The following is a 21975-nucleotide window of genomic DNA, read 5'->3' as shown; positions in this document are numbered from 1 at the left end:
CTGCCACGCCGCGACTATGACTGGCGCGGAGGCTCAGCAGCGGCCTCGCGCTCGATCCACGCGAGAAAGCGCGCCACGCGCGGCAGCTCCGCGTTTTGCGCCGGATAGACGACGTGATGCGCGCCGACTTCGACGGCATAGCTGTCGTCGAACACGGGCACCAGCAAGCCTTCGCGAATCTTCACCGACGCCAGCATCACGCTTTCGAGCGCGATCCCCAGGCCGAGCGCCGCCGTTTCGAGCGACATGTACGAGCGGTCGAACGAAAAATCGAAAGTCTTGTGCGCCGCCGATACCCCCGTTCTGCCGAACCATTGTTTCCACTGCACGAGCGGCGACTCCGAATAGATCAGCCGGTGCGACAGCAGATCTTCCGGCGTGTTCACGGGATGACGCGCGAGGTACGTGGGCGATGCAAGCGGCGCGATGAATTCGCCGCGCACGGTCTTGACTTCGACGTTGCTCCAGTTGCCGTAGCCGTGCCGCACGTCGATATCGTAGAAGCCATTCGAGAACGAGACATTCTCGTAGGAACACGCGAGGTTCAACTGGATGTCGTCGTTCGCTTCCTGAAACGACGACAGCCTCGGCATCAGCCACATGAGGCCGAAGCTCGGGCTCGAATGCACGCGCAGGATGTCGACGTCGGTGCGGCTCGACGCGCGCTCGGTGGCGCGGCTCAGATCGGCGAGCGAACCCGTCACGTCGGACAGATAGCGCTCGCCCGTCGGCGTCAGCACGAGACCACGCCCCGAGCGCTGGAACAGCGGCTGCCCGATGATCGACTCGAGGTTGCTCAGCTGATGGCTCACGGCCGATGCCGTCAAACCCAGCTCGTCGGCCGCGCGATTCACGCTGCTGGTTCGGGCGACGCTTTCGAAGGCGATGATCGCCTTGAGCGGGGGAATACGCATAGTGAAATTTTTTTCAGTTGTAGTTGAACGAAACCGCCTTGTTTGCGAGTGACAGGCGCTGCCATTCTGTCGACAAGCCGCACAGGTCCGTGATGCATGACAGCAGGGACCCACGATGCGGCAGGCTGGAAGGCTTCACGCTTCCACCTCAGACCGGCATGGCGCAGTGCACCACTGCGATGACCGATGCCGGTCGACACAGGAGACAGCAATGCATTATCCGTTTTTCCCTCTTCCCGCGCGATTACGGCGATCGCCCATCCGACGTTGTATCGGGCGTCGCGTCCTGCGCTACATCCTTTAAGCAAGCAAGGTTCGATCCGCGTCCGCGCGCTGCCTGTCGCGTACGTCTTCCTCCTTCTTTCCATCTGTGCACGCCGCACCGGCCTCATGCCGCGCGCGCGTTTCGTATCGCGCCGGGAGAATCGACATGGCTCAACCGCCATTCCTGCTGTCTGCACGTTCCATCGTCAAGAGCTTCGGCCCGACGACCGTCTTGCGAGGCTTCGATCTGTCGATCGCGCCCGGTGAAGTGCACGCCTTTCTCGGCGGCAACGGCGCGGGCAAATCCACCTTCATCAAGATCATCTCGGGCCAGCACGAACGCGATGGCGGCACCCTCGAATTCGACGGACAGGATCTCGGCGCGTCCGTTGCCGCGCATGTCGATGCGGGCGCGATTGCCGTCGTGAATCAGGAGCTGGCGTTGCTGCCGCATCTGTCCGTTGCCGAAAACATCGCGATGCCGCGTTTGCGGCGCGCGACACGCATGTATAGCGAGCGGTCGTCGAAGGCGCTGGCCGTCGATGCGTTGTCGCTGATCGACCCGCATTTCGCTCGCGAATCCGTTGGACGTCTGGTTGGCGAGCTGACCTTGCATGAGCGGCAACTCGTCGAAATTGCGCGTGCGCTCGGTTCGGGCGCGCGGCTGCTGTTGCTCGACGAGCCCACGGCCAATCTGACGGCCGCGGAGACGGGGCGCCTGTTCGCCGTCATTCGCAGGTTGATCGCCGACACAGGTCTTGCCGTGCTGTTCGTATCGCACCGGATGCGCGAGATCCGTCAGATCGCCGATGTCTGCACGATCATCCGCGACGGCAAGACGGCTGTCGACCGTGCCGCGCTCGACGCAATCACCGACAGCGAAATCGTCGAATGCATGGGACAGAGCGTCGAGCCAGACGAGCATGCGGGCGCTGCGGCGGCAGACGCCATGCAGATCAAGTCCGAAGCGGGCGCGACGCTGAGTCTTTCGCAAGGCGATGCCATCACGATCGAACAGGCGGGCATACGCGTCGAGATCCGCCGTGGTTCGATCGTCGGGCTGGCGGGCGCGCCGACTGGCCCATCCGCGCTGATCAACGCGCTCACCGGCCTTGCGGCCGGGAATGATTGGGACGTCCGCCGCAACGGCGCGCCGATGCGTTACGCGAGTCCTTCGGCGGCGGCCCGCGACGGCGTCGGCTTCATCTCCGGCGACCGCGCGAACAAAGGCATCCTCGAAACGCTGCCCATCGTCGACAACCTGGTCGCGGCGCAGCGCATCGTCGAGCGGCGCAGCGTGGCGCGCAACCAGGAAGTGCAACAGGGCACGCGGCTGCTCGAAGCACTGAACATTCGCGCGGGCTCGCTGTGGGACTTGCCGTCGACACTGAGCGGCGGCACCCAGCAGAAGCTGCTCGTCGCCCGGTGGCTACCCCTCAAGCCGAAGCTGCTGGTGCTCGAAGAACCGACGCGCGGCGTCGACATTCGCACCAAGCGCGAGATCTACGCACTGATTCGCAAGATGGCGTCGCAGGGCACGGCCGTCGTCTGGTGGTCGACGGAGTACGTCGAACTGGTCGAGCTATGCGACACGGTGCTTGCCTTCGATCTCGACGGACATCCGACGGGCGTGCTGACTCACTCCGACGTCAACGAAACCAGGCTCGCCAGCGCGACGGGCATGGCTGCCTGAAGACGGCGCACCTGATGTGCGGCACCTGAACGCCACACGCATACCAATCCGGAGACACTCATGAAGACAGCCACCACTCACACGATCGCAAGCGAGCGCCGCCAGCCGGGCAGGGCGGGACGGCGGCTGCTGTCGACGTATCGCACCGAAATCGCGATCGCCATTGCGATCATCATCATCGAGCTGGCCGTCGGCATGGTCGTGCCCGCCGCGCTGTCGGGCGGCAACATCGCGAACGTTTCGCAGGCCGCCGCGCCGCTCGTCATCATGGCGTTCGGCGTGCTGCTCGTCATCATCACGGGCGGCATCGATTTGTCCGTCGGCTCGGTGTTCTCGCTGACGGGCATGGTGACGGGGCTTGCGATGGCGCACGGGTTCGGCGCCATTGCCAGCAGCCTTGCGGGGCTGTCGGTCGGTCTCGTAATCGGCCTCATCAATGGTGCGCTGGTCACGTTCGTCGGCCTGGCGCCGTTCGTCGTCACGCTCAGCACCTATGCGATTGCGGGCAGCCTGTCGTTCATCGTCACGGACGGCCATTCGCTGCCGATCTCCGATCCCAACTACTGGCTGCTCAACTCCGGCTCGCTGATTCCCGGCTTGCCGAACTACGCGCTGTGGTGCGTGCTGTTGCTCGTCGCGATCGAATTCTGCCTGCGCAAGGTCGTGGCAGGCCGCTGGCTGTATGCCGTGGGCAGCAGCAGTTCGTCGGCGCGCGTGATCGGCATTCCCGTCAATCGCGTGCGACTGGCGGCGTATCTGCTGTCGGGGCTGTTCGCATCGTTTGCGGGCATCGTCAGCGTTTCGTACATCAGCAATGCGGAGGCGACGGCGGGTTCGAGCCTCATGCTGCAGGCGATCGCGGCCGTCGTGATCGGCGGCGCGAGCCTGTTCGGCGGCACGGGTTCGGCCATCGGCGCGCTGCTCGGCTCGCTGATGATCACGATCATTCAGAACGGCGCAAACCTGATCGGTGTGAACAGCTTCTGGCAAGGCACCGTCACGGGGATCGTCATTCTTATCGCGGTGCTCGTCGACCGCATCACCAAAGCACGGCGTTAAGCCGCGGCCAACAAGGTTCAAGGAGACAAACATGATCACGATCGCAACGAAGCAGGCCGGCGGCGCGCGAAAGCCACTCGGCCGGGTGATGGCGGCAGCCGTTCTGCTGGCTGCAACGATGACCGCGCAGCCGGTGTTCGCCCAGGCGAAGAAGACGGTCGCCTATATCGCGCCCTCACTGGATATTTCGTACTGGCAATGGGTCGCGTACGGCGTCAAGCAGCGCGCCAAGGAACTCGGCATGAACTACGTCGAACTCACGTCCGAGAACTCGCCCGCCAAGCAGATGGACAATGTTCGAACCGCACTGACGCGCGGCGTCGATGCAATCGTGATGGGACCGGTCAGTTCGACGAGCACGCCACCCGTGTTGCGTCTGCTGAAGGAGAAGTCCGTGCCGATCGCCTTCACGGGCATCGGGCCGCAGGCGGGGCAGACCGATTTCACGTCGGCCGTCACGGCGAACAACTATGAAACGGGCAAGGCGCAAGGGTCTTTCGTCTGCAAGCTCGCGAAGGAGCGCGGCGGCAACAAGATCGCCATGCTGTCGCTGCCGCAGGATCGCGAGAATGCGCAGAAGTACATGAAGGGCGCGAAGGAATCGTTCAAGGCCGATGGCTGCGATCTCGTTCAGGTGCTGGAAACGCATGGCCTGACTGTCAACGAAGCGGTTTCGCAAGCGAACGACATTCTCACCGCGCACCCGGACGTGAAGGCGATCTACGGCATGTACGACGAAGCGGCGACAGGTGCGGCGAAGGCGTTGCAAACGCGCGGCATGACGGGGAAAGTGGCCGTCGTGACAGCGGACGGCAGCCCGACGACGATACGCCTGCTGCGCGACGGCTCGATTCAGGGCATTTTCCTGCAGGAAGCCGTCGGCCAGGGCATCGACGCCACCACACAGGTATTCAACGCGCTGAACCACAAGCCGACCACGCAGGAACTGGCGCTGAAGGAACCGCTCGTGACGAAGGACACGATCGATCATCCCGATGCGCAGGCGACCGTGAAGCGCGTGTATCCGCCGTCGGCCGGCAATTATTGAGCAGGACCTGAGAGGCATGCCGCCCGTATGGGCGGCATTGCGTTGCGAATGAATTCGTCATACCGGAGATACCGTGGACAATCTGCCCATCATCGATCCGCACCACCACCTCTATGATCTGAAGACAGGGAATTACCCGTGGCTGCAGGGGCCGATGCTCGATCGCGTGTTCGGCGACTATTCGGCGATACGCAAGGATTATCTGATCGACGACTTTCTGGCCGACATCAAGAATCAAAACGTGGTGAAGACGGTGCATCTGCAGGTCGAGTACGACCATAACGACCCTGTCGCCGAAACACGCTGGCTGCAATCCGTCGCTGACACGCATGGGTATCCGCATGGCATCGTCGGGTTTGCGGATCTGTCTTCTGCCAATGCGCAGGCGGTGATCGAAGCGCATTGCGAATTTCCGAATGTGCGCGGCATCCGCCAATGCCTGAACTTCCATCGCGACCCGGTGAAGACGTTCATCGACAGCCCGCATCTGATGAGCGACGGGCAATGGCGCAGCGGCTATGCACTGCTCAAGCGCTATAACCTGTCGTTCGATTTGCAGCTGTACTACACGCAGATGGAAGAAGCCGTTGCGCTGGCGCGCGATTTTCCGGATACGCCGATCGTGCTGAATCACACGGGCATGCCCGTCGACCGCTCGCCGGAAGAAATCGAAGCATGGAAGAAAGCGATGAAGCTGCTGGCGTCCGCGCCCAACGTGTCATGCAAGATTTCTGGTCTTGGCATGGGCGACTGGAAATGGACCGTCGACAGTATCCGCCCGTTCGTGCTGCACGCAATCGAAGCATTCGGTGTGGAGCGTTGTCTGTTCGCGAGCAATTTTCCCGTCGATAAGCTTTTCAGCAGTTACGACGACGTGTTCAACGCATTCAAAACCATTACGAAAGACTTTTCGCCGCAGGAACGCGCGGCGCTCTTTCACGACAATGCGGAGCGTGTTTACCGTCTGTGACGCGCGCGACGCCGCGCCTTCCCGGCCCCCATTGTTTCGCCATCCGCGTCAAGGCGCGGGAACAGCGTATGCTTGACCGATGCGTCGCCTTGGTCGGCAGAAGAGTCGTTCGACTATTCGCGCGTTCGACGATTCGTTTCATCGAGGCGGAACACCGGAGCGGTCCACAATGGGTATGCCGAGTTCAGAGGCGGCGGGCGTCGCGCCAGCCGTGCGCACGCGCGGGCGGCGCGTCAAGGAGCTTGCGGGTTACGCGTCCAGTCCCGTGAGCCTGTTGTTCCGCTACGTTCGCCTGCATCCGGCGCAACACGCGGTCGTTGTCTTGTGCATCGTTGCCGCTGTCGGTTGCTCGCTCGGGTCCCAGTTCGCCATCCGGAATCTCATCGACGCGCTGCCCACTGGCCGCGAACATCCCGCGAACGTGGTGCATGCGTTTCTTGTCATCCTCGGGCTGCTGTTCGCCGACAATCTGTTCTGGCGGGTCGCGGGCTGGGCCAGCGTGCGGACTTTCGTCGAAGTCACAGGCGACGTGCGGCGCGAACTGTTCGGCTATCTGATCGGCCATTCGACAGGCTATTTCTCGAACGTGCAGCCCGGCACGCTCGCCAGCCGCATCTCCGCGACGGCCAATGCCGTGTTCACGATCGAGAATCTGACGGCATGGAATGCGCTGCCGCCGCTGCTGTCGGTTATCGGGTCGGTTGTGTTGATCGGCTGGATCAGCGTGTGGATGGCGCTTGCGCTCGTCGCCATTTCCGTCTGCATGACCGCCTTTCTGTTCTGGCTCGCGAAACGGGGCGGCGACCGTCACGTGCACTTCGCGTCGCGCGCCGCGTCCGTCGACGGCGAGATGGTGGACGTGATCGGCAATATGGCGACGGTGCGCACTTTTGTTGCGACGGCGCGTGAATGTCTGCGTATCGGGAGCTTTCTCGAGCAGGAAATGGTGTCCCGCGAGGCAAGCCTGCGGCACCTCGAAAAACTCCGGCTGGTGCACGCGCTCATCACGGTGGTGCTGTCCTGCTGCCTGCTCGGCTGGATTTTGTGGCTGTGGACGCAGGAGCGTGCGACGACGGGCGATGTGGTGCTGGTCAGTTCGCTCGGTTTCGCGATTCTGCACGGCACGCGCGATCTTGCCGTGGCGCTGGTGGGCATGATCCAGCATCTGGCGCGGCTTGCCGAGGCCGCGCAATCGCTGCTCGTGCCGCGCGAGATGGAAGAGACGGTTGGCGTCCCGACCTTGCAGGTCCGCGACGCGAACATCGACTTCGAGAACGTCACGTTTTCGTACCCCGGGCGCCGGCGCGTGCTGGATCATTTCAGCCTTCATATCGATGCGGGGCAACGCGTGGGTCTGGTGGGGCCGTCGGGCGCGGGCAAAACCACGATCCTCGCGCTGCTGCAACGGTCATTCGATCCGCCGCCAGGTTTGGGCGCCGTGTGTATTTCCGGCCAGCGTCTGAGCGATATCAGCCTGGGCAGCCTGCACGACGCAGTCGGCGTCGTGCCGCAGGATATCTCGCTGTTCAATCGTTCGTTGCTCGACAACCTGCGTTACGGCCGTCCCAACGCGACGGAAGACGAAGTGCTGCAAGCGTGCGAGAACGCCAATAGCCTCGATCTGATCCGCTCGTTGCCCGACGGCTTGCAAACCAATGTTGGCGAGCGTGGGACGCGGCTGTCCGGCGGACAACGGCAGCGCATCGCGATTGCACGCGCGTTCCTGAAAAACGCGCCTATTTTGCTGCTCGACGAGGCGACGTCGGCGCTCGACAGTGAATCGGAAGCCAAGATTCAGGACGCGCTGGACCGGCTGATGAAGGGACGCACCGTGGTGGCGATCGCTCACCGTCTGTCTACGTTGCAGAATTTCGATCGTATCGTGGTGATCCAGCATGGGCGGCTGGTCGATGATGGCGCGCCCCAGGAGCTTGCGTCCCGGCCCGGCATTTACCGCGATGTGCTGCTGCGTCAGGAGCGCCGCACGGCGGGGGCGCATGCGTGATCGGTCTTACGGTGCCACACCGCGCTCGCTTCTCGCCGTCGATTCATTCCCCGCAAACAGTTCCGCCAGCCAGTCGATGAACACCCGCACCTTCGTGCTCAGGTGCCGGTTGGGCTGATACGCGACGAACACGGGCACGGGGTCCGAGACCCAGTCGCTCAGGACGGCTTCCAGCGCGCCGCTTCGAAGATGCGTATTGGCGGAGAACGTCAACGCATGCACGACGCCGAGACCCGCGAGGCTCATCGTCAGGCACCCCATGATGTCATTCGACGTGAGCGCGCGCCGGTTCTGCACCTCGATGCGCTGGCCATCCTTTGTCACGACGATCGGAAAGGGCCGGTTGGTGCGCGACGCGATCGTGCGAATGACGACGTGTCCCTGTTCGAGATCCGACGGATGCGAAGGCCGCCCGTGCCTGTCCCAGTACGCTGGCGTCGCGCACAGAATCTGCCGGACCGCGCCGATCTGCCGTGCCGCCAGCGACTGATCGAAGATCTCTCCCGCACGCACGACGCAATCGACGTTCTCCGCAATGAGGTCGACGGGGCGGTCGCTGAGCCCGAAATGAAACTCGATGTTCGGATACCGTGCGGTGAACGTCGGCAGCGCCGGAAGGATCACGGACAAGCCTAACGGCACGGGCAGATCGACACGCAGTCGTCCGCGCGGATTGCTTTTCGCGTGCGACATCGAGCTTTCCAGCTCCGCGAGATCGCCCATCAATTGCAGCGCGCGCTCGTAATAGGCCGCGCCGTCCGCCGTCGTCGAGACCCTGCGTGTCGTGCGGTTGAGCAGCTTCGTGCCCAGTTCGATTTCGAGCGACGCGATCAGGCGGCTCACCGCTGTCTTCGGCAGATCGAGCATCTGCGCCGCCCTGGTGAAGGTGCCGCTTTCGACCACCCGGATGAACGCCTGCATCGCCTGAAACTTGTCCACGGTCCCGCTCCTGTCTCGGTCTGCATTGTTTCATGGGAGAAACAATGTGGAATCGTAGCAGCGGTTTATCCCTTCGAGCACCCCAGGTATCGTTCAGTCATTGCAATCGTCGGAAAGGGAAAGACCCATGTCCATGTCTATCACTGGAGCAACGCCTGTCGCGGACCGCCCGAAAGCGGTCGTCATCGGAGTCGGACCCGAGCACGGACTCGGCGCGGGACTGTCGCGCCGCTTCGCCGCCGAGGGGCGCCACGTCATCATCGCGGGGCGCACGGAAGCGAAGGTCGAACGCGTGCGTGAGCGCATCGTCGAGGCGGGCGGTTCGGCGAGCGCTGTCGTCATGGACGTGACGCGCGAAGCCGACGTAATCCGGCTGTTCGATATCGCGATGCAGGCAGACGAAAACGGCGGCAGCGCGGATCTCATCGCGTACAACGCGGGCAACAATCAGCCGCTCGATCTGCGCACGATGGAAGCCGACGTTTTCGAATCGTTCTGGCGGCTGAACTGCTTCGGTGGATTTCTGGCAGGACGCGAGGCTGCACGGCGCTTTACGCCGCTCGGGCGAGGCTCGATTCTGTTCAGCGGCGCGACGGGTGCGCTGCGCGGCATGCCGAACTACGCTCACTTTGCCTCGAGCAAGGCGGGGCTGCGCATGCTCGCGCAAAGCATGGCGCGCGAATTCGGGCCGCTCGGCTTGCACATCGCGCATGTGGTGATCGACGGCGGCATCGACGGGGAGCGCGTGCACACGCGCTTCGCCGAGCACGTCAAGCATAAGGGCGAGGACGGACTGCTCGATATCGACGCGATCGCCGATGCGTTCTGGTCGCTTCATGTCCAGCACCGTTCGGCGTGGACGCATGAACTCGATCTGCGTCCCTTCAAGGAATCGTTCTGAACGCGCAGACGTCCACTACATTGAATTTTTCGAGGAATCAGCAATGAAGCTTATTGGCCCATGGTTTTCCGGCTATACGCGCCGGGTCGGCATCACGTTGAAGCTGCTCGGCATACCCTTCGAGCATTTGCCCTATCACGCGTATGAACAGAAAGATCTCATTCGCCCGTTCAGCCCGATGGTGAAAGTGCCGGCACTCGTGCTCGACGAAGGCGAGATTCTCTACGACAGCGGCAGCATCATCGACTATCTGCACGAACAGGTCGGCCCCGCTCGCGCATTGCTCGCAACAGGCGGCGCGCAACGGCGCGACGCGTTGCAGTTCATCGGCATCGCCTCGGCGATCTACGGAAAGCTCAGCGACATCTATGACGAATCGATCCGCCCACCCGAGCGCCAGATTGCGTCGATTACCGAATCGCTGCGCGAGCAGGCGCTTGCCGGATTCACGATGCTCGAATCGAGAGCCGGCGATGGCTGGCTGATCTGCGACGCACTCTCGCAAGCCGACGTACTGGTTGTGATCACATACCAGTCGGCATCGCTCGCGATGATGCCCGATGTCGTCAATCCGGCTGCATTCCCGAAGCTTGCTCGACTGGCGGCGCGCGCAATGGAACTCGAAGCGTTCTCCAGCACGCTGCCGTTCAGCCAAACGTGAAAGCGAAAAAGCGGCGGTGCGAATCATCGCACCGCCGGTAAGCCCCAAAAACAAGGGGTGGAATTGCAACAACAACGTCTCCCGCGGCCGGGAGACTCCTTCATCACACGCTAGAACATTCGATAACGCGTGAATCAGAACCGGTACGTCGCACCGACCTGGAAGAAGCGGCCGAGATCGGTGTACAGCGACTGGTCATAACCCGTGATGTCAGGCACGGCTTGCCACTCGACGTCGAACGGCGGCTTCTTGTCGAACAGGTTCGTGATGCCGCCGTAGATCGTCCAGTGCTTGAAGCCGCGATACGTGGCCATCAGGTTGAACTGGCTATACGATGCGACCGACAACGTGCCGCCATCGCCGAATTCCGCGGCGACAGCATTCGTGTACGGGCCCGTGTACTGCCACGTCAGCGTCGTCGTGAACTTCTGGTAATCCCAGCTCAGGCTCGTGTTGCCCTTCCAGCGCGGGTTACTCGCGCCGAACGGCTGCAGCAGCGCGAGGTTGTTGCCCGCGAAGTCCTGCGTCGGGCTGCCCGGGCTGTTCAGCTTGAAGTGCCACACGTAGGCCCAGTCGCCCGACAGCGTGAACGTGCCGTACCTGGTGCCGACCGACTTGCGGAAGTTCATGTCGAAGCCGTCGGTATCGAGCGAGCCGAGATTCACGAACTGCTGCGCGACATAGCGGATCGTGCCGTCCGGATTGCGTATGACGACGGACGGATCGTTCTGCTGAAGCAGCGCGTTCGGATCGTTGGTGCCGATCACGCCGTCGATATGAATCTTGTAGAACGATGCGCCGATATCCGTCGACGTATCCGGCGAGAGCTGGAAGCCGATGTTGTAGTTCTTCGTATGCTCCGGCTGCAGATCGGGGTTGCCGTTGATCTGCTCGGTCGTGAAGTGCTTGGTCGGCACGCCGCTCGGGTCGTTCGGGTCGACGAGGTTCTGGTGCGCGAGATACGCGGCCTGCGAGTTCTCCACCAGCGTCGGCGCGCGGAAGCCACGGCTATACGATGCGTACGTCGTGAACATCTGCACCGGCTGGAAGCGCAACGCGAAGCTCGGCGAGAACGCGCCGCCGAAGTCGCTGTAGTGGTCGTAGCGACCCGCCTGCGTGAACGTGAGGTTGCGGATGATCGGAATCTCGACCTGGTAGAACACGGCCGCGACGTTGCGCGAACCGTCCACGCTCTGCACGTTCGCCGGCGCCGCGATGCCTTCCGATGCAAACGTGCGCGGATTGATCGTCGAGCTTTCGTGACGGAATTCCGAGCCGATGCCGAAGCCGACATTGCCCGTCGGCAGCGTGAACAGATTGCCCGTCGATGTCTTCGCCGTCACGCTATCGAGCTTCGAGATTGCCTGCTGATAGTCGTCCATGAACGCGCCGTTCAGGCCATTCGGCGTGGAAGCGGGATTCGCGAAGTTGTAGACGCCGTTCGCAAGAATGTTCTCGACGCCTGCCACGTTCAGCGAGTTCGAGTAGTGCGTATCGACCGTGCTCTGCGAGTGGCCGTATTCCGCCGACCAGTCCCAGTCGCCGAGCTTCTGCGTCGTGAACGAGCCTTTGACGCCCGTCGATGCCTTCCAGAACGTCGACACCGTATCGGCCGACGCGACGTTGTTCGGGAACGTGAGGTTGATCGGCGTGTCGACACCGAACGGGTTGAACGGATTCGTGCCGGCGACGGTGCGCGGCAGCGGCGCGACCGAGCCCGTTGCGGGGTTGAATACGTTGGTGGTCGACGAAATCGAAGCCGGGCCCATCAGCTGCACGGTTTCGTTGCGGCTCGCCCAGAAGTCGGCGAAGGCCTGCGTTTCGTCGTTGATCTTGAACGTGCCGCGCACGTTGGCATTCAGGCGCGTCGTCGACGGAATCAGCGATGTCGCGGCGGCCGTGTTGTACGTGCACGATGCGCCTGCCGTGTTCGCCGCGCTGCTGCCGGGCGGGCACGGGCTGAGTGCCTGCGTCGAGCCGTCAGGCAGGCCCCAGTAGGACTGCTGGTTCGGACCAAGTGGCGCCTTGAGGCCGCCCGGATATTGCGTGAAGTCCTGGTTCTTCGTCATGTCGCGATCGGCCAGCGTCGAGCCGCTGTCGCGGTAGTAGCTCGCCGCCGCCGTCACGTTGAAGCGGTCCGCGTTGAGATCGCCGAAGCCGCCCAATACGCTGAAGCTGCCCTGGCCATCGCCGGGATGCTGCGCCTTGCCCAGTTGTCCGTCGATCTGCAAGCCCTGGAAGTTCTTCTTCGTGATGATGTTCACCACGCCCGCAATCGCGTCGGAGCCGTACTCGGAAACGGCACCCGTTTTCACGATTTCGATGTGATCGACCATGTTCAACGGGATCGAATTCAAGTCGAAAAACGTGTCGGTGAAGTTCACGGCCTGCGCGTAATTGGCGACGCGCTGCCCATCGACCAGCACCAGCGTGTACTTCTCGCTCAGCCCGCGCAGCGCGATACCCGCGCCGCCAGGCGCCGTGCCGTTCATCGTGCTTTGCGACCAGCTGCTCGCGGAGTTCGCCGATGTGCCGCGCAGGAAATCGGCCACGGTGGTGTAGCCACTCGCCTGGATTTCCTTCGGCGTGATGGTCTGGACTTCGACGTTGCCGACCTTGTCCGATGTGCGGATCAACGACCCGGTGATCTCGACCTTGTCGAGTTTGCTGACGGCCGGTGCGCTGGCCGCAGTCGGCGCGGCTGCGCTATCGGGTTGGCTCTGTGCATGCGCGAGCGGGATGAATGCCGCCGTCAGCACCAGCTCGGCTCCTATGATTGTCCTGATCGCCGAGACCAGTCTCTTCTGTTTCACTTGCGCTCCTTCTTGTCGTTGAGACGACTTCTGTTGAACGATCTGCACGCATGCGAGTTGCTGTGTGCAGTCGTGCGACCGGGTTCAGCAAGGTCCTCGCTGCTGACGCGTTACGGCGCCATGTCGCACGTCCCGTCCAGAGCGCATTGCCGATCGTGTCGGGCGCGCTCTGGTTCAAAGCGAGCGCTCCCGAAAGCGAAACGCATGCCACATCGGCGGGAAAAGAAGCGTGTCGTGGCGTTCGACACCAATTAATTCGCGCGCAAAGGATTGATTGAACTGGTAAAAAACAAAGTTAGATGGGAATCCGAAACGTCTATAAAAATGATTAAAAAAACTTTCGCGCGAGTAACACAATGGAAGAATTGTGAGCATCCGGAAACGACGTTTAGAGCCATTCGTCTATTTCCGTTTACAGTGCGTAAACAGCACTAATTAAAGGCGTGTTTTTCAAATCGGTGCGAAGCATTACATTCGACTTAAAATCTGTTTAGTGACTAAATCGGGGCATCCGCTTTAGCGCACAAAGCGATGCTCATCAAACTTTGTTTGCATGGATGTCGTACTCAATCCCTTGCTGGACAAGAAACCTTGCACGACACGCAAGTGCCGACATAAGGTCTCCAGATCTATTAATGCAAATGTAAATAACTTGTCTAATTCGAATTGGATAAATGCACTGTTTATTTACACGGAAAACCGCCATGCACCAATTGCGCAACTAAACAACGCGCCTGTCTCCGTGAAAATAAGCGTGCGTAGGTCTAAGTCACAGTGTTGCTATTTAATTTGACGCGCTATACGCACGCGCGAGATCGACATGCGGCGGGCGGAGTTGTTTTATCGGTGAAATTCGGTAATGCCTTGAAAGGCGGGCTTCAGCGCGTCGATGCGCGGGTGTCGACGCACGCGCACGCGCTTCGCATGCGGCCACCTGGTACGGCCTTTGCATTGGAGGGCGCGCCTTTTTTCCCGGCGACCCACGAAGCCGCCGGTCCACTGAAACCCATGCCGTCATGCAACGGCTGTTCGATCGTACTAACCGGAGTCCGCAGTGCTGAATACGCTCATTACCTACTCGATCCAGTCGATGGGTCTGATTCCCCTTCTTGCCTTTATCTTCCTGCTCGGCATCGCCATCATCATCGAGCGCTTCATGTTCTTCTCGCGCGCCGTGCAGGCGGGCAAGACGCTCGAACACGATCTGAAGCTCGTCGATCCCGCCAAGCCGGACGACGCCGCGAAGGTCGCCGAACACTACCGCTCGACGGTGCAGGGCGAACTCGTGAAGACGGCCATGAAGGCGAAGGGCAAGACGGAAGCCGTCGTCGAACGCGAGATCGAAGAGACGATCATGTTTCAGCTGCCGCGCCTCGACCGCAATCTGTGGATTCTCGATACGGCCGTGACGCTGGGACCGCTGCTCGGTCTGCTGGGCACGATCATCGGCATGGTGGAGTCGTTCAACGTGCTCGGCACGAGCGGCACGGCCAATCCGAACGGCGTGACGGGCGGCATCGGTCACGCGCTGACGGCGACGGCCTGCGGCCTGACCATCGCGATCATCTGCGTGATCTTCCTGAACTATTTCAACAAGCGCATCCGCATGACGGTCAACCAGTTCGACCTCATCAAGTCGCTGCTCGTTTCGCGTTTCGCAGCATGACGCGCCCGCTATTGCCGTAAAGGAGAAGCACCATGCGAAACCATCGCAGCCACTATCTGGGCGGTGAAGAAAAGGCGCGCATCGAGATCATTCCGATGATCGACATCATGATGTTCCTGCTCGTCTTCTTCATGCTCGCCACGTTGAAGATGATCCAGGGCGCGGGCATCAAGCTCGACCTGCCGCAATCGAGCACGGCCGAACAGTTGCAGCAGACGGTGAAAGTGTCGATCGGCGTCACGAAGAACGACGAACTATATCTCGACGCCAAACAGGTCACGCCCACCGAGCTGACGGCACGTCTGGAAGGGCTCGTGCACGACGCGAAGAAGGTGGACGTCGCGATCGCAGGCGATGAGGGAACGAGCTACAAGAACATCGTGAAGGTGATGGACCTGGTGCGCGCGGCGGGCATCAGTTCGGTCGCGCTGGCCACGAATCCAACCACATGAGTTCACCCACCATCGACATGAAAGAACCACAACGGCGGCTCAATGGCGCATTGTGGGCATCGTCGACGCCATCGCATCACGGTCGCATTCCGATGCGGCTCGCGATAGGCGCGGCGCTGCTGATCGAACTGCTGTTGGTCGTTGGGCTATCGCACGTGAAGTTTCAGCAGGACCCGCCGCCTGCGCCGAAAGAAATGCGCGTGCAGATTGCTCCGCCTCCGCCGCCACCGTCGCCGGAAGTGAAGAAGATCGAGCCGCCGCCCGCGCCCGAGCCGCAAAAGACCGTGCCGAAGCAGGTGCAGCCGAAGCCGCAACCGGTGCCGAAGCCGCCCCCCGCGAAGCCGTCCCCGGCACCGAAGGAAGCGAACATCCCAGCGGCAGCGAATCCGGCAGCGAATGCCCCCGCGCTCGCTACGGCGCCGCCGTCAGCGACACCCGCGCCCGCTACGGCGGCTACGGGGACGGCGCCCGTTGCGCCGCCCGCGCTGCATGGTGTGGTCGATGGACGTGGGCATTGCCAGTCGGTGCAGCCGCAGATACCGCGTCGCGCGCTGGAGCAGGGCATCTCGGCGAACGTGCTGGCGCATCTGTCAATCAACGCGGACGGCAGCGTCGGCGATGTGAAGATCGTTCGCGTCACGCCGCCTACGACCGTCTTCAACGAGGCGGTCGTCGCTGCGGGCCGTGCGTACAAGTGCGAAAAGAACGCGGAGCCGTATGTCGGCGAGGTGGAGTTTTCGTTCAAGACGACGGCATCGGACGACGATTGACAGATTAAGGGCATGACCTGAGAGACAGTCGACGCGCACAGGCAGCCACCCGCTGCCGATGCGCCCGTTCGATGCAGCGCGCGCGGGTTACGAGCCCGCGCGCGTATTCAACCACGCTGATGATGAGACTCACCCCGTATCTCCGTTCCCGCGCGACGGCCGGCCACGTATGCGCGCTTGCGCTCATGGCCTGCATGACGCTTCATGCAATGCCCGCGCAGTCGAAGCCATCGATCGCGCAATACGACGAGCCCAAATACCCGGCCGAATTCACGCATTTCGACTACGCGAATCCCGATGCGCCGTCGAATGGCTCGCTCAATTTCCAGAACTACAACGAAGCGCAAAGTTACGATTCGCTCAATCCGTTTCTCGTGCGCGGTTCTCCCGCACCCGACATCCAGCATCTGATGTTCGATACGCTGATGCAGCGTAGCTGGGACGAACTCGCCTCCGAATATCCGTTGATTGCCGATGACGTGGAAGTCGCGCCCGATGGATTGTCCGCGACATTTCATATCGATCCGCGCGCGCGCTTTTCGAATGGCGACGCGGTGACGGCAGCGGACGTCAAGTACTCGTTCGATACATTGAGCAGTTCTGCCGTATCGCCGCTATTCAATTCGCAGTTTGCGCTGATTAAAAGCGCCACCGTGATCGATGCCTCGCGGGTGCGTTTCGACTTTCGGCACGCAGATCGCGCTGCGCCGCTGATCGCGGGCGACATTCCTGTCTTTTCGCCGAAATGGGCCGCACAGGCCGACGGCAAACGCATTGCGTTCGATCAGTTGACCAACGTACCGCCCATTGCGAGCGGCCCGTATCTGATCGAGCAACGCAAGAACGACAAGCAGATCGTTTACCGGCGCAACCCCGCGTACTGGGCCGCCGATCTGCCCTCGCGGCGCGGCATGTACCGCTTCGAGCGCATCACGTTCAAGCTTTATCTCGATCACTACACGCAGCTCGAATCCTTCAAGGCAGGCGACACCGATGTGCAGGTCGAGTACAGCTCGACACAATGGGCGCGCAAGTACATCGGCAAGAACTTCGACAATGGCTTGCTGACGCGTCAACTCTTTTCGAATCACGGCGCGCAGATGCAAGGCATGATGTTCAACACGCGCAAACCGATGTTTCGCGATGCGCGCGTGCGCAAGGCGCTGTCGTACGCGTTCGATTACGACTGGATGAACCGGATGATGTTCTACGGTCAGTACCGGCGTCTGAACAGCTACTTCCAGGACAGTCCTTTTGCGGCAAGCGGCCTGCCTTCGGAGCAGGAGCTTGCATTGCTGGAACCCTACCGTGCGCAATTGCCCGCGAGCGTGTTTGCAGCGATGCCGAAGCAACCTGACACGCTGCCGCCGCACACGCTGCGCGACAACCTGAGACAGGCGCGCGACCTGCTTGCCGAAGCAGGATGGCACGTGCGCGATGGACAGTTGCGCGACGCGAGCGGCACGCCGATGAGCATCGAGATCATCGACGACCAGCCGGGCATGGACCGCGTGATCCTGCCGTTCATGCGCAACCTGCAGACGCTCGGCATCGACGCGCGCTTGCGGGAGATCGACAGCGCGCTCTATCAGAAGCGGCTCGACAACTTCGAGTTCGACATGACCACCTTTATCTATCCGACCGTGACGATTCCGGGCGTCGAACTGGAACATCGCTTCGGCACGGCGTCGGCATCGCAAAGCGGATCGGAGAATTATCCCGGCGTGCGTTCGCCTGTCGTCGATGCGCTGATTCGCGCCGTGTTGCGGGCGAAATCGCTGGAGGAACTGCAAACGGCGACGCATGCGCTCGACCGCGTGCTGATCGCCGGCTGTTATCAGATCCCCGAGTACTATTCGCCCGCTTCGCGCATTGCGTACCGCACTTCGCTCGGCTTTCCCGATCTCGTGCCATATACCTATCAGGCGGAAGACTGGGTGATCAGCTATTGGTATCGCAAGCCGTCGGCTGCGAGCGTTGCGTCCGCGAACGCGCATTGAGGAGCAGACCGTGCTGATGTATATCCTGAAACGCCTGGCCCTGATGGTGCCGACGCTCATCGGCGTGGTCACGCTGACTTTCGTCGTCACGCAGTTCGTGCCGGGCGGCCCCGTCGAGCAGATCATGACGCAACTGCGCCACGGCGCGCGCCCGGGCGGCGAAGGCGGCGCGGGAGGCGGTGGCTATCACGGCAGTCAGGGCGTGGACCCGCAGCAGATGGAGCAGATCAAGAAGCAGTTCGGCTTCGACAAGCCGCCGCTCACGCGCTACTTCGCGATGCTCGAAGACTACGCGACATTCGATCTCGGCCAGTCCTACTATCACCACCAGAGCGTGTGGGGCGTCATCCGTTCGAAACTGCCCGTCTCGATCACGCTCGGATTATGGACGGTGATACTCACTTACCTCGTGTCGGTGCCGCTCGGCATCGCGAAGGCGGTCCGCAACGGGTCGCGTTTCGATACCGTCACGAGTGTCGCCGTGCTGGCGGGCTATGCGATTCCTGGCTTCGTGTTCGGCGTGCTGCTATTGATGCTGTTCGGCGGTGGCACGTTATGGCAGGTGTTTCCGATGCGCGGCCTGACCTCCGACGACTTCGACGATCTCAGCGCGATCGGCAAGGTGCTCGACTATCTGTGGCACATCGTGTTGCCGGTGACGGCCGCCGTGGTCGGCAACTTTGCGGTCGTCACGATCCTGACCAAGAACACGTTTCTGGAAGAGATCGGCCGCCAATACGTGCTGACTGCAAAAGCCAAAGGCGTGCCGCAACGCGACGTGCTGTTCAGACACGTGTTGCGCAATGCTGCGATTCCGCTGCTGACGGGCTTGCCCGCGGCATTCGTCGGTGCGTTCCTGAACGGCAATCTGCTGATCGAGACGTTGTTTTCGCTCGACGGCATGGGCCAGCTTTCTTATGACTCTGTGATCCGTCGCGACTATCCCGTCGTGCTCGGCTCGCTATTCCTGTTCACCTTGATTGGTCTCTTGACCAAACTCATCGCTGACGTGTGCTATGTCCTTGTCGACCCCCGCATCCAGTTCAACCGCACAGAGCGCTAGAAGCGCAGTCGCCGCGCTGCCCGTGTCGCCGTCGCCGTGGCGGCGCGTGTGGCGGCGTTTCAGAAGTCAGCGCCTCGGTTTCGGGAGCGCGGTGATCTTTTCGACGCTGTTCGCGCTGAGCCTGCTAAGCGACGTCGTTGCAAACGACAGGCCGCTTCTCGTGCGCTACGAAGGCCACTATTACTTTCCGATTGCGAAGGATTACCCGGAGACGCTATTCGGCGGTGACTTCACGACCAGGGCGAATTACCTTGATCCGTTCATTCGCAGCCGCATTCAGTCGAACGGCAACTTTGCGATCTATGCGCCGAATCATTACCGCTACGACACGATCGATTATTTCGCCACGCGTCCTTACCCGGCGCCGCCCAATGGCGACAACTGGCTGGGCACGGACCAGTATGGACGCGATGTATTGTCCCGGCTTCTCTATGGCTTCCGCCTGTCGGTGCTGATGGCGCTTGCGCTCACTGTGTCGGGTGTGGCATTCGGCGTGCTGGTCGGAGCCGTGCAGGGCTTTTATGGCGGCAAGGTCGATCTGATCGGCCAGCGCCTGATCGAAATATGGAGTTCGATGCCGGATCTGTATCTGCTGATCATCTTTGCATCGATCTTCGAGCCGAGCCTGTGGCTGCTCTTCATTCTGCTTTCGATGTTCGGCTGGCTGGTGCTATCGGATTACGTGCGAGCCGAGTTTCTGCGCAACCGTTCTCTCGATTACGTGCGGGCAGCGCGCACGATGGGCCTGTCGAATGGGCAGATCATCTGGCGTCATGTATTGCCGAACAGTCTCACGCCCGTCATCACGTTTCTCCCGTTCCGCATGAGCGCAGCGATTCTCTCGCTGACGAGCCTCGACTTTCTGGGGCTTGGCGTTCCGGCGCCGATGCCGAGTCTCGGCGAATTGCTGCAGGAGGGAAAGAATAATCTCGACGCATGGTGGATTTCCGTGTCGGCATTCGCGGCGCTCGTCGTGACGTTGCTGCTGCTGACTTTCATGGGCGACGCGTTGCGCAACGCCATGGACACGCGTGCGCGTGGCTCTGCGTTCGGTGGAGCGCGATGATGGCAAAGCCGCTTCTCGAAATCGAGCACCTGTCCATTCGCTTTGGCGAGCAGGGCGAAAAACTCGTCGTCGACGATCTGTGTCTGAGCGTGGCGGCGGGCGAGCGCGTTGCGCTGGTCGGCGAGTCGGGCTCGGGCAAGAGCGTGACCGCGCTCTCCGTTTTGCGGCTCGCCGAGCATGCGAAGACGAGCGGGCGCATCATGCTCGACGGCGAAGATCTGCTGCAAAAGACCGAACAGCAGATGCGCGGCATACGCGGCGCGGATGTGGCGATGGTCTTTCAGGAACCGATGACCGCATTGAATCCGCTCTTCACCATCGGTCAGCAGATTGCCGAAAGCCTGCGGCTGCATGAAGGATTGCGCGCCAACGCGGCGCGGGCGCGCGGCATCGAACTGCTGGCGCGTACAGGCATTCCCGAGCCGGAGCGGCGCATCGACAGCTATCCGCATCAACTGTCAGGCGGTCAACGTCAACGCGCGATGATCGCGATGGCGCTTGCATGCAGGCCGCGTCTGCTGCTCGCCGACGAACCGACAACGGCGCTCGACGTGACCGTGCGCCGGCAGATAGTCGATCTGCTGATCGAACTGCAGGAACAGGAAGCGGCGCATCACGGTATGGCCGTGCTGCTGATCACGCACGACCTCAACCTCGTGCGGCACTTCGCGCAACGTGTGGCGGTGATGGAGAAGGGCGTGCTCGTCGAAAGTAACGCGACGGCGGAACTGTTCGATGCGCCGCGTCATCCCTATACGCAAAGGCTGCTTGCAAGCGAGCCGCAGCGGCAGGTCGAGCCTGTGGCGTCGGGCGCGAAACGGGTGATGGAAGTGCAAGGGCTATGCGTCGACTATGCGACGAGCGGATTGTTCAGGCGTCGGGCGTTTCGCGCGTTGCACGGCGTCGATCTGTCGTTGCGGCATGGCGAGACGCTGGGCGTCGTCGGCGAATCCGGCTCGGGCAAATCGACGCTCGCGGCGACCTTGCTCGGCTTGCAACCTCCGGCTGCGGGAAGCGTACATATCGATGGCATGCCGCTGTCGACCTTGCGTACCGCGTCATCGCGCAAGTCGCTGTATGCGAAGTTGCAGGTCGTTTTTCAGGACCCGTTCGGTTCCTTGTCGCCACGCATGACAGTCGAGCAGATCGTGGGCGAAGGCTTGCGTGTGCATCGTCCTGAGCTGGATGCGGGCGAGCGCCGCGAGCGGGTCGCCGCGCTGTTGCAGGAAGTGGGCATGCCGTGGGATGTGATGCTGCGCTATCCGCAGGAGTTTTCGGGCGGGCAGCGGCAGCGTATTGCGATTGCCCGCGCGCTTGCCGTCGAGCCGGAAATCCTGATTCTCGACGAGCCGACTAGCGCACTGGATGTGTCGATACAAAAGCAGGTGCTGAGCCTGCTCGCGAATCTGCAAAAGAACCGCAGGCTGAGCTATCTGTTCATCACGCACGATCTCGCCGTGATACGCGCGATGGCGCATCGGGTGGTGGTGATGAAGTCGGGGCGTATCGTCGAAACGGGCGAGACGTCGGATGTGATGGATGCGCCGACGCATCCGTACACACGCAAGCTCGTGGCGGCGTCGATGATCGCTGCGACTCCGCTTGCAGTCTGATCGACGGCCATCCGTGCCGTGAAGTGGCAATCATACGATGGTATCGCCCGAACAAGCCATCGTATGGACGAGTGCCTT

General features: G+C 61.8%; 17 protein-coding genes. 14 read left to right on the top strand and 3 right to left on the bottom strand.

Annotated elements, in window-relative coordinates; all coding sequences use genetic code 11:
* Positions 1 to 14 precede the first annotated feature (14 nt).
* Complete coding sequence (locus PPGU16_RS37845) at positions 15 to 914, bottom strand: LysR substrate-binding domain-containing protein (protein WP_180725917.1); 900 nt, start codon at positions 912 to 914, stop codon at positions 15 to 17.
* 430 nt (positions 915 to 1344) lie between these two features.
* On the opposite strand from PPGU16_RS37845, the gene PPGU16_RS37840 reads away from it, so the two are divergent.
* From PPGU16_RS37840 to PPGU16_RS37820, 5 genes are all read left to right on the top strand, one after another.
* Positions 1345 to 2871 carry an ATP-binding cassette domain-containing protein gene (locus PPGU16_RS37840; protein ID WP_180725916.1) on the top strand — a complete coding sequence of 509 codons (1527 nt, stop codon included), beginning with the start codon at positions 1345 to 1347 and terminating at the stop codon, positions 2869 to 2871.
* A 60-nt stretch (positions 2872 to 2931) separates the two neighbouring features.
* The gene (locus tag PPGU16_RS37835) at positions 2932 to 3930 is read left to right on the top strand and encodes an ABC transporter permease (RefSeq protein WP_180725915.1); all 999 of its coding nucleotides are present in this window, start codon (positions 2932 to 2934) and stop codon (positions 3928 to 3930) included.
* An 88-nt stretch (positions 3931 to 4018) separates the two neighbouring features.
* On the top strand, positions 4019 to 4978 hold the full coding sequence (locus tag PPGU16_RS37830) for a substrate-binding domain-containing protein (RefSeq protein ID WP_180727223.1): 960 nt from the start codon (positions 4019 to 4021) through the stop codon (positions 4976 to 4978).
* A gap of 73 nt (positions 4979 to 5051) precedes the next feature.
* Entirely contained in the window at positions 5052 to 5948 is an 897-nt protein-coding gene (locus PPGU16_RS37825; protein ID WP_180725914.1) for an amidohydrolase family protein, read from the top strand.
* Positions 5949 to 6117: 169 nt separating this feature from the next.
* Positions 6118 to 7953, top strand: coding sequence for an ABC transporter ATP-binding protein (locus PPGU16_RS37820; RefSeq protein ID WP_180725913.1), 1836 nt, complete (start codon positions 6118 to 6120; stop codon positions 7951 to 7953).
* Between the two features lie 6 nt (positions 7954 to 7959).
* Here PPGU16_RS37820 and PPGU16_RS37815 read toward each other — a convergent pair whose 3' ends face one another.
* A complete protein-coding gene (locus PPGU16_RS37815) occupies positions 7960 to 8892 on the bottom strand; it encodes a LysR family transcriptional regulator (RefSeq protein ID WP_180725912.1) in 933 nt (310 codons plus the stop codon).
* A gap of 133 nt (positions 8893 to 9025) precedes the next feature.
* Here PPGU16_RS37815 and PPGU16_RS37810 point away from each other — a divergent pair, with 133 nt between their 5' ends.
* Together PPGU16_RS37810 and PPGU16_RS37805 are read left to right on the top strand one after the other, a co-directional pair.
* Positions 9026 to 9793: an SDR family NAD(P)-dependent oxidoreductase gene (locus PPGU16_RS37810; RefSeq protein WP_180727222.1), complete on the top strand. Its 768-nt coding sequence runs from the start codon at positions 9026 to 9028 to the stop codon at positions 9791 to 9793.
* A gap of 43 nt (positions 9794 to 9836) precedes the next feature.
* Complete coding sequence (locus PPGU16_RS37805; RefSeq protein ID WP_180725911.1) at positions 9837 to 10454, top strand: glutathione S-transferase family protein; 618 nt, start codon at positions 9837 to 9839, stop codon at positions 10452 to 10454.
* Positions 10455 to 10588: 134 nt separating this feature from the next.
* On the opposite strand, the gene PPGU16_RS37800 is transcribed toward PPGU16_RS37805, so the two are convergent.
* Positions 10589 to 13267, bottom strand: a complete 2679-nt coding sequence (locus PPGU16_RS37800) for a TonB-dependent receptor plug domain-containing protein (protein ID WP_180725910.1) — start codon at positions 13265 to 13267, stop codon at positions 10589 to 10591.
* 1054 nt (positions 13268 to 14321) lie between these two features.
* Between PPGU16_RS37800 and PPGU16_RS37795 the strand changes: the two genes are divergently transcribed.
* The 7 genes from PPGU16_RS37795 to PPGU16_RS37765 all read left to right on the top strand — a co-directional run bounded on the left by PPGU16_RS37795 (position 14322) and on the right by PPGU16_RS37765 (position 21897).
* On the top strand, positions 14322 to 14933 hold the full coding sequence (locus PPGU16_RS37795; RefSeq protein WP_180725909.1) for a MotA/TolQ/ExbB proton channel family protein: 612 nt from the start codon (positions 14322 to 14324) through the stop codon (positions 14931 to 14933).
* A 32-nt stretch (positions 14934 to 14965) separates the two neighbouring features.
* Positions 14966 to 15385, top strand: coding sequence for an ExbD/TolR family protein (locus PPGU16_RS37790; RefSeq protein ID WP_054931012.1), 420 nt, complete (start codon positions 14966 to 14968; stop codon positions 15383 to 15385).
* A complete protein-coding gene (locus tag PPGU16_RS37785; RefSeq protein ID WP_180725908.1) occupies positions 15382 to 16155 on the top strand; it encodes an energy transducer TonB in 774 nt (257 codons plus the stop codon). The genes PPGU16_RS37790 and PPGU16_RS37785 overlap by 4 nt, the downstream gene beginning before the upstream one ends.
* A gap of 194 nt (positions 16156 to 16349) precedes the next feature.
* Positions 16350 to 18155, top strand: a complete 1806-nt coding sequence (locus PPGU16_RS37780; protein ID WP_224028076.1) for an extracellular solute-binding protein — start codon at positions 16350 to 16352, stop codon at positions 18153 to 18155.
* Between the two features lie 10 nt (positions 18156 to 18165).
* Entirely contained in the window at positions 18166 to 19218 is a 1053-nt protein-coding gene (locus tag PPGU16_RS37775; protein WP_180725906.1) for a microcin C ABC transporter permease YejB, read from the top strand.
* A complete protein-coding gene (locus tag PPGU16_RS37770) occupies positions 19172 to 20284 on the top strand; it encodes an ABC transporter permease (RefSeq protein ID WP_180725905.1) in 1113 nt (370 codons plus the stop codon). The genes PPGU16_RS37775 and PPGU16_RS37770 overlap by 47 nt, the downstream gene beginning before the upstream one ends.
* Positions 20284 to 21897, top strand: coding sequence for an ABC transporter ATP-binding protein (locus PPGU16_RS37765; RefSeq protein ID WP_180725904.1), 1614 nt, complete (start codon positions 20284 to 20286; stop codon positions 21895 to 21897). Before PPGU16_RS37770 ends, PPGU16_RS37765 begins: the two co-directional genes overlap by 1 nt.
* The last annotated feature ends 78 nt before the right edge of the window (positions 21898 to 21975 follow it).

Source organism: Paraburkholderia largidicola (assembly GCF_013426895.1).
Lineage (GTDB): Bacteria > Pseudomonadota > Gammaproteobacteria > Burkholderiales > Burkholderiaceae > Paraburkholderia > Paraburkholderia largidicola.
Note: the sequence above shows the minus strand (reverse complement) of the source record. Positions and strands in the feature narration are given on the sequence as shown.

Coding starts and splice junctions, on each gene's coding strand:
- PPGU16_RS37845 (WP_180725917.1), bottom strand. CDS start 914: ATGCGTATTCCCCCGCTCAAGGCGATCATCGCCTTCGAAAGCGTCGCC.
- PPGU16_RS37840 (WP_180725916.1), top strand. CDS start 1,345: ATGGCTCAACCGCCATTCCTGCTGTCTGCACGTTCCATCGTCAAGAGC.
- PPGU16_RS37835 (WP_180725915.1), top strand. CDS start 2,932: ATGAAGACAGCCACCACTCACACGATCGCAAGCGAGCGCCGCCAGCCG.
- PPGU16_RS37830 (WP_180727223.1), top strand. CDS start 4,019: ATGGCGGCAGCCGTTCTGCTGGCTGCAACGATGACCGCGCAGCCGGTG.
- PPGU16_RS37820 (WP_180725913.1), top strand. CDS start 6,118: ATGGGTATGCCGAGTTCAGAGGCGGCGGGCGTCGCGCCAGCCGTGCGC.
- PPGU16_RS37810 (WP_180727222.1), top strand. CDS start 9,026: ATGTCTATCACTGGAGCAACGCCTGTCGCGGACCGCCCGAAAGCGGTC.
- PPGU16_RS37805 (WP_180725911.1), top strand. CDS start 9,837: ATGAAGCTTATTGGCCCATGGTTTTCCGGCTATACGCGCCGGGTCGGC.
- PPGU16_RS37790 (WP_054931012.1), top strand. CDS start 14,966: ATGCGAAACCATCGCAGCCACTATCTGGGCGGTGAAGAAAAGGCGCGC.
- PPGU16_RS37785 (WP_180725908.1), top strand. CDS start 15,382: ATGAGTTCACCCACCATCGACATGAAAGAACCACAACGGCGGCTCAAT.
- PPGU16_RS37780 (WP_224028076.1), top strand. CDS start 16,350: ATGACGCTTCATGCAATGCCCGCGCAGTCGAAGCCATCGATCGCGCAA.
- PPGU16_RS37770 (WP_180725905.1), top strand. CDS start 19,172: ATGTCCTTGTCGACCCCCGCATCCAGTTCAACCGCACAGAGCGCTAGA.
- PPGU16_RS37765 (WP_180725904.1), top strand. CDS start 20,284: ATGGCAAAGCCGCTTCTCGAAATCGAGCACCTGTCCATTCGCTTTGGC.